This is a genomic window from Pseudomonas sp. NPDC089554 (assembly GCF_050280645.1).
In the GTDB taxonomy this organism is placed as follows: Bacteria; Pseudomonadota; Gammaproteobacteria; order Pseudomonadales; family Pseudomonadaceae; genus Aquipseudomonas.
In genome coordinates, this window is the sequence record NZ_JBNNVR010000032.1 from 34,270 (window position 1) to 49,207 (window position 14,938).

The following is a 14,938-nucleotide window of genomic DNA, read 5'->3' on the forward strand; positions in this document are numbered from 1 at the left end:
TTACGACCTAGGCAGGGCAGGGGCGGTGTCGCTCGACTGCGCCACCGGCATGTCGATGACGCGTGGGGTGACCTGGCTGCCGGGACGCACCCGTTGCAGGCCTTCGACCACCACTCGCTCGCCTGGCGCGAGCCCGGCGCTGACCACCCGCAGCCCATCGATGCGGGCGCCAAGGCTGACCTGGCGATAGGCCACGCGGTTGTCTTCGCCCAGCACCAGCACGTAGCGGCGGTCCTGGTCTGTGCCCAGCGCCCGTTCGTCCACCAGCAGGCCCATGAACGGCGCGGCCTGGCCCAGGCTGACACGGGCGAACTGGCCAGGGACCAGGCTGCCGTCGGGGTTGTCGAACACCGCACGCAGGCGCAAGGTGCCGCTGCGCGTGTCGAGTTGGTTGTCGAGCCATTGCACCTGGCCTTCGTGGCGGCGGCCGCCGACGCCCTGCATCTGTACCGGCAGGGCCTGCGCGGCGTCGGGGTTGGAAGGGGCGTGCAGGGCTTGCAGCAGGGTCGCTTCGTCGATGTCGAAGCTGGCGTGGATCGGCGAAGTCGAAACCAGTTGGGTCAGTACCGGGCCATCGGGGCCGCCACCGACCAGGTTGCCTACCGTGACCTCGCGGCGCCCGACACGTCCGCTGACCGCTGCACGCACTTGCGTATAGCCCAGGTTGAGTTGGGCCGTGTGCAGTGCTGCCCGGGCTTCCAGCAGGGCGGCATCGGCCTCCTGGGCTTCGTTCTGGCGGCGTTCGGCGTCGCTGCGGGCGATGGCCTGCGAGTCGATCAGGCGCAGGGCCCGTTGCGCTTCGCTGCGGGTGAATGCCTGGCGTGCGTTGGCCGCTGCCACGCGTGCCTGGGCTCGGCTTACCTCGGCGGCGTAGAGGGCCGGATCGAGGGTAACCAGCAGGTCGCCCTGCTTGACCAGCTGGCCCTCACGGAAGTGAATGGCCTGCACTGCGCCGGACACACGTGCGCGCACGGCCACTTGCTCGATGGCTTCAAGGCGCGCGGAGAAGGTGTCCCAGGCGCGCACTTCGCGCTGCACCACCTGGGCCACGGCCACTTGCGGCGGTGTGGGGGCGGCGGGCTGGGCCGCGTTGAGTGCGTTCTCGCTACCTGTCAGCAAGCCGGCGGCGAGGACGCATAGCGTCAGCCCCGAGCAAAGGGCCACTGCATATCTTTTAAGGGTCATGGACAGCACTCCGCGCCTAGTCAGTGTCGAAGACTGTATGGCGCGGCAACTGCTGCGTTAATACGAGGTTATTTGCAAGGTCTTGTGAGCGGAATTCATGAATGCCGTGGTGTGTGGGGTTTATTGCCCTCCGACGCACGCCTCACGCCCGCCGACAGTGCTAACCTTGCCACCTTGCGTGATACCACGCATCGCCCCTATGGACAGTAATCGGTTCAATTCATGAAGAAATCAGTAGGCATTCTTTCCGGCCTGGCCGTCGCCATCGCCGTTGCAACCACCGCTGGCGCCTGGTACACCGGCAAGCAGTTGCCCGCAGAGCTTGCGCGCTCGGTCGAGCGCGGCAACGACGAACTCAAGAAAGCCGTGGCCGGCACCGGTGGCAGCATGACCATCGAGCTGGTCTCGCTGGAACAGCGCTTCTTTACCAGCACCGCGCACTATCGCCTGAAGGTCGAGAACCTGCAGACGGGCGAGGGCGAGCCGCTGAACTTCGAAGTGGCGGTACTCGACCAGATCGAACATGGCCCCTTCCCTTGGTCGCGGGTCAAGGCGGGCAAGCTGCTGCCGGTGATGGCTACCAGCAACAGCACCTTGCAGAAGGACGACTTCACCGCGCCCTGGTTCGCCGCAGCAGGCGACAAGGCACCAGTGACCGCCCAGGTCAGCATCGGCTATGGCGGCAGCGTCGACAGCGATATTCGCCTGGCACCGGTGAACTTTAAGGAAGACGATGGCCGAACCCTGGACTTCTCCGGTATGCAGTTGTTGCTCAGCGGCGACCGCGAGGGCAAGGCGGTGAAGATCCATGGTACTGCCGACAAGCTGGCGATGAACCTGGTCAACGAAGACCAGCCGCCGGTGAAGTTGCAGTTCAATGGCTTGAAGATAGGCGGCGAGCTGACCGGCACCGAGCACGACATGGTCTACCTCGGCCACCTCGACTTGTACCTGGCCGAGGCCCAGGCCACCGTGGGGCCAAAGCAGGATGTGCTGCTGTTCAAGGGCCTGGAGCAGAACAGCCTGTACAGCGCCGAGGGTGAAAACCGCCTGGGCGCCCGGCTGTCCTACAAGGTTTCGGACATCACCTACGCCGGCCGTGCCGTGGGCAGCGGGCAGATGGTGTTCACCATGAAGTCGCTGGACATCCCGGCCATGCAGTCCTTGGTGACCTGGTACCAGACCAAGCTGCCAGCGATCCAGGCTGCCGCTGCCCAGGGCCAGCAAGCGCCGTCCCTGGACATGACCCCGCAGGAAGAGGTCAAGGTCAAGGCCGACCTGCAACAGCTGCTTGCCGCCAAGCCGCAGCTGGGGCTGGAAGACTTGTCGTTCAAGACTGCCAACGGGCACAGCCGCTTCAGCCTGGTACTCGACCTGGCCAACCCCACCTCGTTCGACCTGCCGTCGGACCAATTGGGCAAGCAACTGGTCAGCAAGCTGCAGGGCAAGTTGTCGCTGTCCAAGCCGATGATCGGCGACCTGGCCACCTTGCAGGCGCTGCTCGATGGTCAGACCGACGCCCAGGCTATTGCCGCGCAGTCCGGCCAGGCGGGTGAGATGGTCGGCATGATGGCGGTGCAAAGCGGCATGGCCACGGTGCAGGGCGATGATGTGGTGTCGAGCCTGCACTACGCCGATGGCATGGTCGACTTCAATGGTCGCAAGATGACCGTCGAGCAGTTCGCCATGATGCTGGGTGCACACCTGGCTGCGTTGTCGCCGCAGGGCTGATGACCCAGTAGCCCCTTTTGCAGGTTCGCCTGCGAAGGGGGCACTTACGCTTCACGCAAAAACCGCTTTTGCATTCCTGCGATTGTCTGTAGCCTTCGGCCTCCGATAATAATCCGTGCCCGCAGATGGGCCGTGATGGCCCGCCACGCCGGCCGTCCGGCACCTTTAGCCGATCTGCCAGGGCCGGGTGATACTCTCGACTGACGCGCACTCGCGCCCGCAGGTCCAGCGATCATGACCCAGATTTCCGAACGCCTCCTGGTGCAAGCCCACCTCGATGCCAAGCAGCCCAACCCGCTGACCCCGGCGCAGGAGGCTGAATACCGTGCAGCCATCGCCGCCGAGCTGAAGGCGCAGGATGCCGTGCTGGTTGCCCACTACTATTGCGACCCGATCATCCAGGCACTGGCCGAGGAAACCGGCGGTTGCGTCTCCGACTCCCTGGAAATGGCCCGCTTCGGCAAGAACCACCCGGCCAGCACCGTGGTGGTGGCCGGGGTGCGCTTCATGGGCGAGACGGCGAAGATCCTCACCCCGGAAAAGCGTGTGCTGATGCCCACCCTGGAGGCCACCTGCTCGCTCGACCTGGGCTGTCCGGTAGACGAGTTCTCGGCCTTCTGCGACCAGCACCCGGAGCGCACCGTGGTGGTCTATGCCAACACCTCTGCGGCGGTGAAGGCGCGGGCCGACTGGGTAGTGACCTCCAGCTGCGCGCTGGAGATCGTCGAAAGCCTGATGGACAACGGCGAGACCATCATCTGGGGGCCGGACCAGCACCTGGGTCGCTACATCCAGAAAAAGACCGGCGCCGACATGCTGCTGTGGGACGGCGCCTGCATCGTCCACGAGGAGTTCAAGTCGCGCCAGTTGGCGGACATGAAGGCGCTGTACCCGGACGCGGCGATCCTGGTGCACCCGGAGTCGCCAGAGTCGGTAATCGATCTGGCCGACGCGGTGGGTTCCACCAGCCAGCTGATCAAAGCTGCGCAGACCCTGCCGAACAAGACCTTCATCGTCGCCACCGACCGCGGCATCTTCTACAAGATGCAGCAGCTGTGCCCGGACAAGGAGTTCGTCGAGGCACCTACCGCCGGTAACGGCGCTGCCTGCCGCAGCTGTGCGCATTGCCCGTGGATGGCCATGAACACCCTGGAGCGCACGCTGGATTGCCTGCGCAAGGGCAGCAACGAGATCTTCGTGGAGCCGGCGCTGGTGCCGAGGGCGATCAAGCCGTTGAACCGCATGCTGGACTTCACCCAGGCGGCGCGCTTGAAGTTGTCAGGTAACGCCTGATTCAGATGTGGAAAGGGGCCGCAAAGCGGCCCCTTTTCAGTTTCAGCGTCCCATCATGTCCCGCACCATGCGCTGCTGGTCCATCACTTCGCGCTGGCGCTGGTCGATCTGCGAGGCCAGTGGGAAGTTGCTACCCGCCCGGCGCTTGGCGAAATCGAGCTGCTGGATCGCCTGGTCGAAGTCGCCCACCAGGGTGAAATACTCTGCCCGCGCTCGGTGCAGGCCGATGGTATTGCCCGACAGCCCGCGTACTTCGGCCACGTCGTACCACACGTCCGGGTCGTCTGGGCGCTGCTTGACCAGCGCATCCAACGCCTTCTCCGCCTCGGCCGGTTTGCCTTGCTTGATCAGCAGGTCGGCACGCACCTGTTGCAACGGATAGTTACCGGGGTACAAGCCGCGCATGCGCTCGATACGCTGCTGGGCATCGGCCAGGCGGTTGTTGGTGATGTCCAGGTCGATCTGCGCAAGGTTATAGGTGATTTCGTTGGGCGCCTTGGCCAGCAGCGGTTTGAGGTTCTCGCGCGCTTCGTTGAGCTGGCCGCCCTTGATCTGCGCCAGGGCCAGGCCATAGCGCGCGGCGTCCATGTTGGGGTTTTCGTCGAGCTGGGCGCGGAAGCGCTTTGCCGCCAGGCCCGGCGTGCCTTCGTAGGTAAGGGCCACGCGGGCGCGGATCAGCTGGTAGCGCAGGCTGTCCTCGACACCGCCCTTGGGCGCCTGTTCGGCGCGGTTGCGGGTATCGGCGATACGCGACTCGGTGACCGGGTGGGTCAGCAGGAATTCCGGGGGCTTGGCGTCGTAGCGGTACTGGCGGGCCAGGCGCTCGAACATCGAGGGCATGGTGCGAGGGTCGAAGCCGGCCTTCTCGAGGTTGAGGATGCCGATGCGGTCGGCTTCCTGTTCGTTCTGCCGGGAGAAGCGCCGCTGCTCCTGGATGGCGGCGGCCTGGGTGCCGGCGATCACGCCGATACCGGCATCGCCACCGCCGCCGGCGGCCAGCACGATACCGGCCAGCAGCGCGGCCATCATCGGCAGTTGCATGCGTTGCTGGGCCTCGACGCCACGGGCGAAGTGGCGTTGGGAAAGGTGCGCCAGTTCGTGGGCCATTACCGAGGCGTATTCGCCTTCGGTCTGGGCATTGAGGAACAGCCCGCCGTTGACCCCGACGATGCCGCCGGGGGCGGCGAAGGCGTTGAGTTCACGGGCGTCGATCAGGATGAACTCCAGGCGACGGTCCTGCAGTTGGCTGGTTTCGGCCAGCTTGTACACGCTGGTCTCGACGTAGTCCTTGAGCTGCGGGTCGTTGAGCTGGTTGACGTTGCCACGCAACAGGCTCAGCCAGGCGCGGCCGAGCTGATGTTCCTGCTGCGGCGAGACGATCGCGGAGCTGGCGTCGCCCAGAGACGGCAGGTCGTCGGCGTGGCCGGGGAGGGCCATCAGGCAGGCCAGCATCATCAGGGTAGGGCGCAGTAGATTCATGCATGAAGCTCGCATCGATCAAAGAGGTCTACTGTAGCCCGCTCGCACGATGACGACCAGTGGCGGTATCCTGTGCGGCTCGTCTGCCACGCCCCATTGCCCCGCCAGGAGACCTTCGAATGACCGACACCCCGACCTGCGACGCCGAACTCGACGCCAGCGGGCTGAACTGCCCGCTGCCGCTGCTCAAGGCCAAGATGGAGCTCAACCGCCTGGCCAGCGGCGCAGTGCTCAAGGTTATCGCCACCGACGCAGGTTCCCAACGTGACTTCCGCACTTTCGCACAGCTCTCAGGTCACACGCTGCTGCACGAAATGGCCGAGTCCGGGGTATATACCTACTGGCTGCGCAAGGCCTGAGTTCTTTCCAAGGATCGTCAATGTTCAAAGTGCTTCGCGACTGGATGCAACGCTACTTCTCCGACGAGGAGGCGGTGGTGCTTGCAGTTCTGCTGTTCCTGGCTTTCACAGTGGTGCTGACGCTGGGTGGCATGCTTGCGCCGGTGCTGGCGAGCATGGTGCTGGCGTTCCTGATGCAGGGGGTGGTGAATGCGCTGGAGCGCCTGAAGGTGCCGACGCGCATGGCCGTGTGGCTGGTGTTCACGCTGTTCATGGGGGCGCTGGCGGTGGTTCTGCTGGTGCTGGTGCCGCTGCTCTGGCACCAACTGACGACCCTGTTCAACGAACTGCCAGGCATGCTCGCCAAGTGGCAGTCATTGTTGTTGCTGCTGCCGGAGCGCTACCCTCACCTGGTGTCGGACGAGCAGGTGCTGCGGGCCATCGAGTCGGTACGTGGCGAGATCGGCAAGTTCGGCCAGTGGGCGCTGACCTTCTCGTTGTCGAGCCTGCCGCTGTTGGTGGGCGCGATGATCTACCTGGTGCTGGTGCCGATCCTGGTGTTCTTCTTCCTCAAGGACCGCGAGCTCATCGGCCGCTGGGTCAGCGGTTACCTGCCGCGCCAGCGCACCTTGCTCAACCGCGTGGGCGACGAGATGAACCGGCAGATCGCCAATTACATTCGTGGCAAGGGTATCGAGATCCTGATCTGTGGTATCGCCACCTATATCGCCTTCATCAGCCTGGGGCTCAACTATGCGGCCTTGCTGGCGCTGCTGGTGGGTTTGTCGGTGGTGGTGCCTTACGTTGGCGCGGTGGTGGTGACCGTACCGGTGACCTTGATCGCGCTGTTCCAGTGGGGCTGGGGCGACCAGTTCATCTACCTGATGGCGGTGTACGCGATCATCCAGGCACTGGATGGCAACGTGCTGGTGCCGCTGCTGTTCTCCGAGGCGGTGAGCCTGCACCCGGTGGCGATCATCTGCGCGGTGCTGCTGTTCGGCGGGTTGTGGGGGTTCTGGGGGATCTTCTTCGCCATTCCGCTGGCGACGCTGTTCAAAGCGGTGCTTGATGCCTGGCCGCGGCAGGAACCGGCGGTTTCGCCACTGCTTTAGATTTCATGGGGCCGCTTTTGCGGCCCCAATCGATTCAGGCCTTGTTCAGGGCCTGCGCCGCCGCCAGCACTGCATCCACATGCCCGGGCACCTTCACCCCACGCCACTCCTGGCGCAGCACGCCGTTCTTGTCGATCAGGAAGGTGCTGCGGTCCACGCCCAGGTATTCCTTGCCATACAGCTTCTTCAGCTTGATGACGTCGAACAGCTGGCACAGCGCCTCGTCCTTGTCGCTGATCAGCTCGAATGGAAAACCCTGCTTGGCCTTGAAGTTCTCGTGCGACTTGATGCCATCGCGCGACACACCGAACACCACGGTGTTGGCCGCCGCGAACGCCGCGTGCTGGTCACGGAAACCCTGGCCCTCGGTGGTGCAGCCCGGCGTGCTGTCCTTGGGGTAGAAGTACAGCACCACCTGCTGGCCCTTCAGGCCAGCCAAGCTCACGGCCTGGCCACTGGTGGCCTGGGCCTGGAAATCGGCGACGGGTTGGTCGAGTGCTACGGCCATGGTTGGGTTTCCTTACACGGGGTTCTGTGGGCGCCAGGGTTCGATCAGCGCGTCCAGGTTCAGGGCATCGGCGAAGTCCAGGAACTGATCGCGCAGCCAGCTGATTTGCGTACCGGCCGGCAGGATCACGGTGAACTGGGCATTGAGCATGCTGCTGCCGGTCTGCGGCGCCAGGTAGGTGTCGCAGGTCATGCTCTCGAGTTCGACGCGGTGGTCGAGGAAGAACTGGCACAGCTCGTTGATGATGTCCGGGCGGTAGGCGGCGCTGACGTAGGCCACATAAGGCAGGGCCTGGGGGCGTACTTCCTGCTCGGCGCTGCGCACCACGTCCAGGGTCAGGCCATGCTTCTTGGCCAGCCCCGGCAGACTGGTCTCCAGACGGGCCAGGGCATCCCAGCTACCGCCGACCTGCAACACCAGCGCGCTGGTTTCGCCGTGGCGCGACAGGCGCGAGGTGACTACCGCGCAGCGGTTTTCGAAGGCAGCGCGGCTGAGGACATTGGCCAGCTCCATGGGGTTGGGGCCCAAGGCACTGATGACGAGGAATTGTTCGCGGACGGTGGCGGTGGACATGCAGCATTCCTAAAGCGATGAGCGGTCGGCGCGAAGCGCTGCAGGCTACCCTTGCACCAGGGCCGAAGGCGTGTAGCGAGGGCCGTTGGCACTGGCGCGGAGCACTGTCGACGGCCCGGCGGGCCGCGTTGCGCCGATCAAAGGATCAAGGGTAGCGAAAAGCAGCGCCGAGGGGAATGCTCCGCCCGCCAGCTTCGCTTGTGCAAGGCCGATGGCGCCAGTACCATTACCGCTCTCTTTTTCCGGCAGGAGCAGTTTCATGATCGCGGGCAGTATGGTGGCATTGGTCACACCCATGGATGCACAAGGGCGTCTGGACTGGGTCAGCCTCGATAAACTGGTCGACTTCCACCTGGAAAAAGGCACCCACGCGATCGTTGCCGTCGGCACCACTGGCGAATCCGCCACCCTGGATGTCGAAGAACATATCCTGGTCATCAAGCACGTGGTCGAGCGCGTCAAGCGCAGCAACAAGCGCATCCCGGTCATTGCCGGTACCGGTGCCAACTCCACCACCGAAGCCGTGCACCTGACCCAGAACGCCAAGAATGCCGGCGCCGATGCCTGCCTGCTGGTGGTGCCGTACTACAACAAACCGACCCAGGAAGGCCTGTACCAGCACTTCAAGCACATTGCCGAAGCCGTCGACATTCCGCAGATCCTCTACAACGTGCCGGGCCGCACCTCCTGCGACATGCAGGCCGAGACCGTGATCCGCCTGTCGAAGGTGCCGAATATCATCGGTATCAAGGAAGCCACCGGCGACCTGGCCCGTGCCAAGACCATCATCGATGGCGTCGACAAGGACTTCGTGGTGCTGTCCGGCGACGACCTGACCGCTGTCGAGCTGATCCTGCTGGGTGGCAAGGGCAACATCTCCGTTACCGCCAACGTCGCCCCGCGCGAAATGGCCGATCTGTGCGAGGCCGCCCTTGAGGGCAATGCCGAGAAGGCCCGCGCGATCCATGAAAAACTCCTGCCGCTGCACAAAGACCTGTTCTGCGAGTCCAACCCGATCCCGGTGAAATGGGCGCTCGTCGAAATGGGCCTGATGCACAAGGGCATCCGCCTGCCGCTGACCTGGCTGAGCCAGGGCTACGAAGAAAAAGTCCGTACTGCCTTGCGCCAGTCCGGCGTACTGGTTTAATCGAGGAAGTACACCGCATGAAGCGACTGGCTGGTCTTTCCGCTCTCGCCCTGATCATTTCCAGCACCAGTGGGTGCGGCTGGCTGTGGGGCGAGGATGGCTATTTCCGCGACCGCGGCAGCGATTACCTGCAGGCCCGCCCGACTGCCACGATGCAGTTGCCGCCGGACGCTACCCATGTCAAGCGCATGGACCCACTGCTGCCGATCCCGCGTAACGTCGCCGACGGCCAGGCCGCTGGCGAGTTCGACGTGCCGCGCCCGCAACCGATGTCGGCCAGTGCCGACGTCAGCGACTTCACCCTGCAGCGCAGCGGCAGCAGCCGCTGGGTACTGGCACAACGTGCGCCGGCCGAAGTATGGCCGGTGGCGCACCAGTACTTCGAGGACAACGGCTTCCGCATCGCCGAGGAGCGTCCGCAGACAGGTGAGTTCACCACCACCTGGCAGCGCTTTGACGAGCTCTCCGCCTCCCTGGGCCAGCGCCTGGCAAGCACCGGCGGCAGCCCTGACAGCGAAGTGCGCGTGCGTGTGCGCATGGAGCCCGGTGTGCAACGCAATACCTCCGAGGTGTACGTAGTCAGCGTCGAGCGCCCGGCCGGCAGCACCGCCGAGCCTGATTTCCCGTCCACCTCCACCAACACTGCTGCCGACGCGCTGCTGGTCGACGAAATGCTGGCCAGCATGAACCGCAGCGCCGAGAAGGGCGGTTCGGTCTCGCTGCTGGCCGCGCGCGACTTCGACGCGCCAAGCCAGGTCAGCCTGAGCGAAGACGGTAGCGGCAACCCGGTGCTGTACCTGGGTTCTGACCTGGATCGCGCCTGGTCTGGCGTGGGCCGTGCCCTGGAGCAGGGCGAGTGGCGTGTCGAGGACATCAACCGCAGCCTGGGCCTGTACTACATCAACTTGTCCGAGAAACCCGAAGACAAGCAGAACGAGCCAGGCTTCTTCAGCCGCCTGTTCGGCAGCGAGCCGAGCAAGGAAGAGCGTGAAGAGCGCGCCGAGCGTTACCAGGTTCGCCTGAGCAAGGTAGGCGAAAACGTCCAGGTCACCGTGGAGAAGAACATCAACACCGTGGCCCCGGCCGATGTCGCCCGCCGCGTGTTGAGCGCCATCCAGGACCGTCTGGGCTAAGTGCGTTTCGCGGTACTCGGAAGCGGCAGCCAGGGAAACGGCACGCTGATCGCCAGTGACGACACCTACGTACTGGTCGATTGCGGTTTTTCCCTGCGTGAAACCGAGCGGCGCCTGGCGCTGCTCGGGGTGTCGGCGACACAACTGAGCGCGGTGCTGGTGACCCACGAGCATGCGGACCATGTGCATGGCGTCGGGTTGCTGGCACGGCGCTACAATGTACCGGTCTACCTCAGCCAAGGCACGTTGCGCGGTATGCGCAAGCCGGTGGAGGTGGCCGGTTTTCTCGGTTGTGGCGACAGTATCGACATCGGCAGCCTCAAGGTCAGCGCCGCACGGGTCGAGCACGATGCGCTGGAGCCGTTGCAGTATGTGGTCAGCGATGGGCGCCGGCGCTTCGGTATGCTCACCGACCTGGGCTCGTTCGATGCGCACCTGCTGGCGCGCTACCAGGGCCTGGACGCCTTGTTGATCGAGGCCAACCATTGCCGTGACCTGCTGGCGCGTGGGCACTACCCGTACTTTCTCAAGCAGCGGGTCGGCGGCAACCAGGGACATTTGAACAACCACCAGGCCGCCAGCCTGGTGGCCGAGTTGGGTTGGAAACACCTGCAGCACTTGGTGCTGGCCCACCTCAGCAGCAAGAACAACCTGCCACAACTGGCGCGTCAGTGCTTCGTCGACACCTTGGGGTGCGACCCAGACTGGCTCCAGGTGGCGAACCAGGAACACGGGCTCGACTGGCGCGAAATCGCCTAGCCCACCCATTCAAGCAAGCGGAGCCCATCATGGAAAAACGCGACGAACTCTACCGCGGCAAGGCCAAATCGGTTTACAAGACCGACGACGCCGACCGCTTGATCCTGCTGTTCCGTAACGACACTTCGGCGTTCGACGGCAAGCGTATCGAGCAGCTGGACCGCAAGGGCATGGTGAACAACAAGTTCAACGCCTTCATCATGCAGAAGCTCGAAGCGGCCGGTATCCCGACCCAATTCGACAAGCTGCTGGGCGACAACGAGTGCCTGGTGAAGAAGCTCGACATGATCCCGGTGGAATGCGTGGTGCGTAACTATGCCGCCGGCAGCCTGGTCAAGCGTCTGGGCGTGGAAGAGGGCATCAAGCTCGAGCCTTCGACCTTCGAGCTGTTCCTGAAGAACGACGAGAAGGGCGACCCGTTCATCAACGAGTCCCACGTCGTGGCCTTCGGTTGGGGCACCGCCGAGCAACTGGCCGAGATGAAGAAGCTGTCGCTGAAGGTCAACGAAGTGCTGAACAAGCTGTTCGACGACGCCGGCCTGCTGCTGGTCGACTTCAAGCTGGAGTTCGGCGTATTCCACGGCCAGATCGTCCTGGGTGACGAGTTCAGCCCTGACGGCTGCCGCCTGTGGGACAAGGAAACCCGCAAGAAGATGGACAAGGACCGCTTCCGCCAAGGCCTGGGTGATGTCATCGAAGCCTACGAAGAAGTCGCCAAGCGCCTGGGCGTGCCGCTGTAAGCGGCAGGTTCACGCAAGCGCCTGATACCACGCGCATTTTTTTCAAATAAAGGTTTGCCTTTAGCGAATTCGCTGGTATGATGCGCGCCACTGGAGAGATGCCGGAGTGGTCGAACGGGACGGATTCGAAATCCGTTGTACTGGCAACAGTACCTAGGGTTCAAATCCCTATCTCTCCGCCATTACAGAAGTAGCCGAAGCCCCCGAAAACGTTGACGTTTTCGGGGGCTTCGTCGTTTCAGGGGTAGTGCCTTTGCAGCCCTCTGGTCTGAGCGCTGAGTGTTTGAATCTGTGTGTTCTAAACGTCGGTTCAGCCTATTCTCCGCTGAAGTCGGTCAATGAAAAATACCTAGATAAAATAAGTTAAATTTATCTTAATTTATCATAGTAAAATAATTCATCTGCTCTACCTTTCGTTTACGTGCACGTAAATAATAGTGCCTATTTCTAAAATAAAGCGCGGCTGCTTTGTTTACATATCGTGTTGTTTAACTCTCCGCTTTTCAACTTGATGGCCTGACGGGATTTGCTAGTGTGCGCGCACTCGAACAATAAGTAGTCGTTTGCCAACACAGTACGCACGTCCCAATTAACCTGAAGGTAAGTGCATGAGTTTTCATTCAAGAAAGTATAAGTTCGCAGCATTGGCTGCCTGCTCCGCGCTCATGGGCCTTTCGTGCGTGCTGCCGGCATTCGCTGCGGGCGGTGATGCCAAGGCTGAAGTGTTGTTGCAGACGAACCAGGCCTGGACAGGGGACGCCTACAAAGCCTACCCGAAGGGTAACCCGCAATTGAGCGTGTTGAAGATTTCCGTGCCGCCTAACAGTTCGCTGCCGTGGCATACACATCCTTTCCCGAATGCCGGTTATATCTTGTCGGGTAGTATCACGGTCGAGCAGAAATCGACAGGCCTGAAGAAAGTCTATACGACTGGCCAAGTGATTCCGGAGGCAGTCGATATTGCGCATCGCGGTTTCACTGGCGATGACGGCGCCGTGCTGATCGTGTTCTATGCCGGCACCGAAGGTGTGGCGTTGGCGCATATCCTGGACTGATGTTTATTTGAATCCTGTAGGTTCATAACTTCGAGGGCACTATGAAAGTTTTCTACGATAAAGACTGCGACCTTTCCATCATCCAAGGCAAGAAAGTTGCGGTTATCGGCTACGGTTCCCAAGGTCACGCCCAAGCGTGCAACCTGAAGGACTCCGGTGTAGATGTCACCGTCGGTCTGCGCAAAGGTTCGGCCACCGTTGCCAAGGCAGAGGCCCATGGCCTGAAAGTCGCTGACGTCGCCACTGCCGTCGCCGCTGCCGACCTGGTCATGATCCTGACCCCGGACGAATTCCAGAGCGCGCTGTACAAGAACGAAATCGAGCCGAACATCAAGAAGGGCGCCACCCTGGCCTTCTCCCACGGTTTCTCGATCCACTACAACCAGGTCGTTCCACGTGCCGACCTCGACGTGATCATGATCGCGCCGAAGGCCCCGGGCCACACCGTGCGTTCCGAGTTCGTAAAAGGCGGCGGCATCCCTGACCTGATCGCCATCTACCAGGACGCCTCGGGCAATGCCAAGAACGTCGCCCTGTCGTACGCCGCAGGCGTTGGTGGCGGCCGTACCGGCATCATCGAAACCACCTTCAAGGACGAGACCGAAACCGACCTGTTCGGTGAGCAGGCCGTTCTGTGCGGCGGTACCGTCGAGCTGGTCAAAGCCGGTTTCGAAACCCTGGTCGAGGCGGGCTACGCTCCGGAAATGGCCTACTTCGAGTGCCTGCACGAGCTGAAGCTGATCGTCGACCTCATGTACGAAGGCGGCATCGCCAACATGAACTACTCGATCTCCAACAACGCCGAATATGGTGAATATTTCACCGGCCCGGAAGTCATCAACGCCCAATCCCGCCAGGCCATGCGCAACGCCCTGAAGCGCATCCAGGACGGCGAATACGCCAAGATGTTCATCTCCGAAGGCGCCACCGGCTACCCATCGATGACCGCCAAGCGTCGTAACAACGCCGCCCACGGCATCGAGATCATCGGCGAGCAACTGCGCTCGATGATGCCTTGGATCTCGGCGAACAAGATCGTCGACAAGTCCAAGAACTAAGGTTCTTCGTCGTTCGATGAAAAACGCGGCTTCGGCCGCGTTTTTTCGTTTATGCGGTCAGCTTCTGGTATAAAGCGACCAGTGGCTTGCCGTCAGAACCTGTTTCGCAGGCCCATGTCGAACTTATTCCACCCCGTTGCAAGGTACTTTTCATGAGCGAACGTCCCGAAGAGCCGAACAAGCCCTCCGACGCCGAAAGCCTGCTACCTGTCGATGAGCATGTTGAAGAAGGCCATGACGCTGAAGGGCGCAAGGTCCGGCACCGCGGCATCTACCTGTTGCCCAACCTGTTCACCACCGCGAACCTGTTCGCCGGTTTCTACTCGATCATCAGCTCGATGAGTGCGCAAAGCGCCCTGAGCGCTGGAGACCCGCGCGAGGCGAGCAAGTACTTCGCCTTTGCGGCAATCGCGATTTTCGTCGCCATGGTTCTCGATGGGCTCGATGGGCGTGTGGCCCGTATGACCAACACCCAAAGTGCCTTCGGTGCCGAGTACGACTCGCTGTCGGACATGGTCGCCTTCGGCGTGGCGCCTGCGCTGCTGGCCTTCGGTTGGGCACTGGGCGACATGGGCAAGGTCGGCTGGATGGTCGCCTTTATCTATGTCGCGGGTGCAGCGCTGCGCCTGGCGCGCTTCAATACCCAGGTGGGCAAAGCCGACAAGCGCTACTTCATCGGCCTGGCCAGCCCGGCTGCCGCCGGCGTCGTGGCGGGTACGGTGTGGGCGTTCACAACGTTATATTTCAGGTCCCGCCGCAAAATCGTATATAGATGAGCACGTCTTTACTGAACGCAATATCGAAGTGGCTTGGTTCGACTACGAAGG

Annotated in this window: 15 protein-coding genes, 1 tRNA gene and 1 pseudogene; 13 read left to right on the forward strand and 4 right to left on the reverse strand. The window is 62.6% G+C overall.

Annotated elements, in window-relative coordinates; all coding sequences use genetic code 11:
- Window positions 1–1,185 (reverse strand): efflux RND transporter periplasmic adaptor subunit, encoded by a 1,185-nt coding sequence (locus tag ACQKPE_RS12220; RefSeq protein WP_427666116.1) that lies wholly within the window; start codon window positions 1,183–1,185, stop codon window positions 1–3.
- A 222-nt stretch (window positions 1,186–1,407) separates the two neighbouring features.
- On the opposite strand from ACQKPE_RS12220, the gene ACQKPE_RS12225 reads away from it, so the two are divergent.
- Window positions 1,408–2,916 carry a YdgA family protein gene (locus ACQKPE_RS12225; RefSeq protein WP_427666118.1) on the forward strand — a complete coding sequence of 503 codons (1,509 nt, stop codon included), beginning with the start codon at window positions 1,408–1,410 and terminating at the stop codon, window positions 2,914–2,916.
- 234 nt (window positions 2,917–3,150) lie between these two features.
- Window positions 3,151–4,209, forward strand: coding sequence for a quinolinate synthase NadA (nadA, locus tag ACQKPE_RS12230; RefSeq protein WP_427666120.1), 1,059 nt, complete (start codon window positions 3,151–3,153; stop codon window positions 4,207–4,209).
- Window positions 4,210–4,251: 42 nt separating this feature from the next.
- Here nadA and ACQKPE_RS12235 read toward each other — a convergent pair whose 3' ends face one another.
- Window positions 4,252–5,688, reverse strand: a complete 1,437-nt coding sequence (locus ACQKPE_RS12235) for a M48 family metalloprotease (RefSeq protein WP_427666122.1) — start codon at window positions 5,686–5,688, stop codon at window positions 4,252–4,254.
- 119 nt (window positions 5,689–5,807) lie between these two features.
- On the opposite strand from ACQKPE_RS12235, the gene ACQKPE_RS12240 reads away from it, so the two are divergent.
- Window positions 5,808–6,047: a sulfurtransferase TusA family protein gene (locus ACQKPE_RS12240; RefSeq protein WP_427666123.1), complete on the forward strand. Its 240-nt coding sequence runs from the start codon at window positions 5,808–5,810 to the stop codon at window positions 6,045–6,047.
- A gap of 20 nt (window positions 6,048–6,067) precedes the next feature.
- The gene (locus ACQKPE_RS12245) at window positions 6,068–7,138 is read left to right on the forward strand and encodes an AI-2E family transporter (protein WP_427666124.1); all 1,071 of its coding nucleotides are present in this window, start codon (window positions 6,068–6,070) and stop codon (window positions 7,136–7,138) included.
- Between the two features lie 34 nt (window positions 7,139–7,172).
- Here the strand turns inward: ACQKPE_RS12245 and ACQKPE_RS12250 are convergent, their stop codons facing one another.
- Entirely contained in the window at window positions 7,173–7,646 is a 474-nt protein-coding gene (locus tag ACQKPE_RS12250; protein WP_427666126.1) for a peroxiredoxin, read from the reverse strand.
- A 12-nt stretch (window positions 7,647–7,658) separates the two neighbouring features.
- Window positions 7,659–8,219, reverse strand: a complete 561-nt coding sequence (locus ACQKPE_RS12255; protein ID WP_427666128.1) for a glycine cleavage system protein R — start codon at window positions 8,217–8,219, stop codon at window positions 7,659–7,661.
- A 259-nt stretch (window positions 8,220–8,478) separates the two neighbouring features.
- Between ACQKPE_RS12255 and dapA the strand changes: the two genes are divergently transcribed.
- The 9 genes and pseudogenes from dapA to ACQKPE_RS12300 form a co-directional block, all read left to right on the forward strand.
- Window positions 8,479–9,366: a 4-hydroxy-tetrahydrodipicolinate synthase gene (gene dapA, locus ACQKPE_RS12260; RefSeq protein WP_427666129.1), complete on the forward strand. Its 888-nt coding sequence runs from the start codon at window positions 8,479–8,481 to the stop codon at window positions 9,364–9,366.
- A 17-nt stretch (window positions 9,367–9,383) separates the two neighbouring features.
- Window positions 9,384–10,499 carry an outer membrane protein assembly factor BamC gene (gene bamC / locus ACQKPE_RS12265; protein WP_427666131.1) on the forward strand — a complete coding sequence of 372 codons (1,116 nt, stop codon included), beginning with the start codon at window positions 9,384–9,386 and terminating at the stop codon, window positions 10,497–10,499.
- The gene (locus tag ACQKPE_RS12270) at window positions 10,500–11,258 is read left to right on the forward strand and encodes an MBL fold metallo-hydrolase (protein ID WP_427666132.1); all 759 of its coding nucleotides are present in this window, start codon (window positions 10,500–10,502) and stop codon (window positions 11,256–11,258) included.
- A gap of 29 nt (window positions 11,259–11,287) precedes the next feature.
- Window positions 11,288–11,998, forward strand: coding sequence for a phosphoribosylaminoimidazolesuccinocarboxamide synthase (gene purC, locus ACQKPE_RS12275; protein WP_427666134.1), 711 nt, complete (start codon window positions 11,288–11,290; stop codon window positions 11,996–11,998).
- A gap of 92 nt (window positions 11,999–12,090) precedes the next feature.
- Window positions 12,091–12,180 (forward strand) — tRNA-Ser (locus ACQKPE_RS12280).
- A gap of 426 nt (window positions 12,181–12,606) precedes the next feature.
- Complete coding sequence (locus tag ACQKPE_RS12285) at window positions 12,607–13,053, forward strand: cupin domain-containing protein (protein ID WP_427666136.1); 447 nt, start codon at window positions 12,607–12,609, stop codon at window positions 13,051–13,053.
- Between the two features lie 41 nt (window positions 13,054–13,094).
- Window positions 13,095–14,111, forward strand: a complete 1,017-nt coding sequence (ilvC, locus tag ACQKPE_RS12290) for a ketol-acid reductoisomerase (RefSeq protein WP_427666137.1) — start codon at window positions 13,095–13,097, stop codon at window positions 14,109–14,111.
- A gap of 152 nt (window positions 14,112–14,263) precedes the next feature.
- Window positions 14,264–14,845 (forward strand): annotated as a pseudogene (gene pssA, locus ACQKPE_RS12295) (CDP-diacylglycerol--serine O-phosphatidyltransferase); the annotation flags it as partial.
- Between the two features lie 34 nt (window positions 14,846–14,879).
- The coding region (locus ACQKPE_RS12300) for a hypothetical protein (protein ID WP_427666138.1) at window positions 14,880–14,938 on the forward strand (59 nt) is incomplete at its 3' end.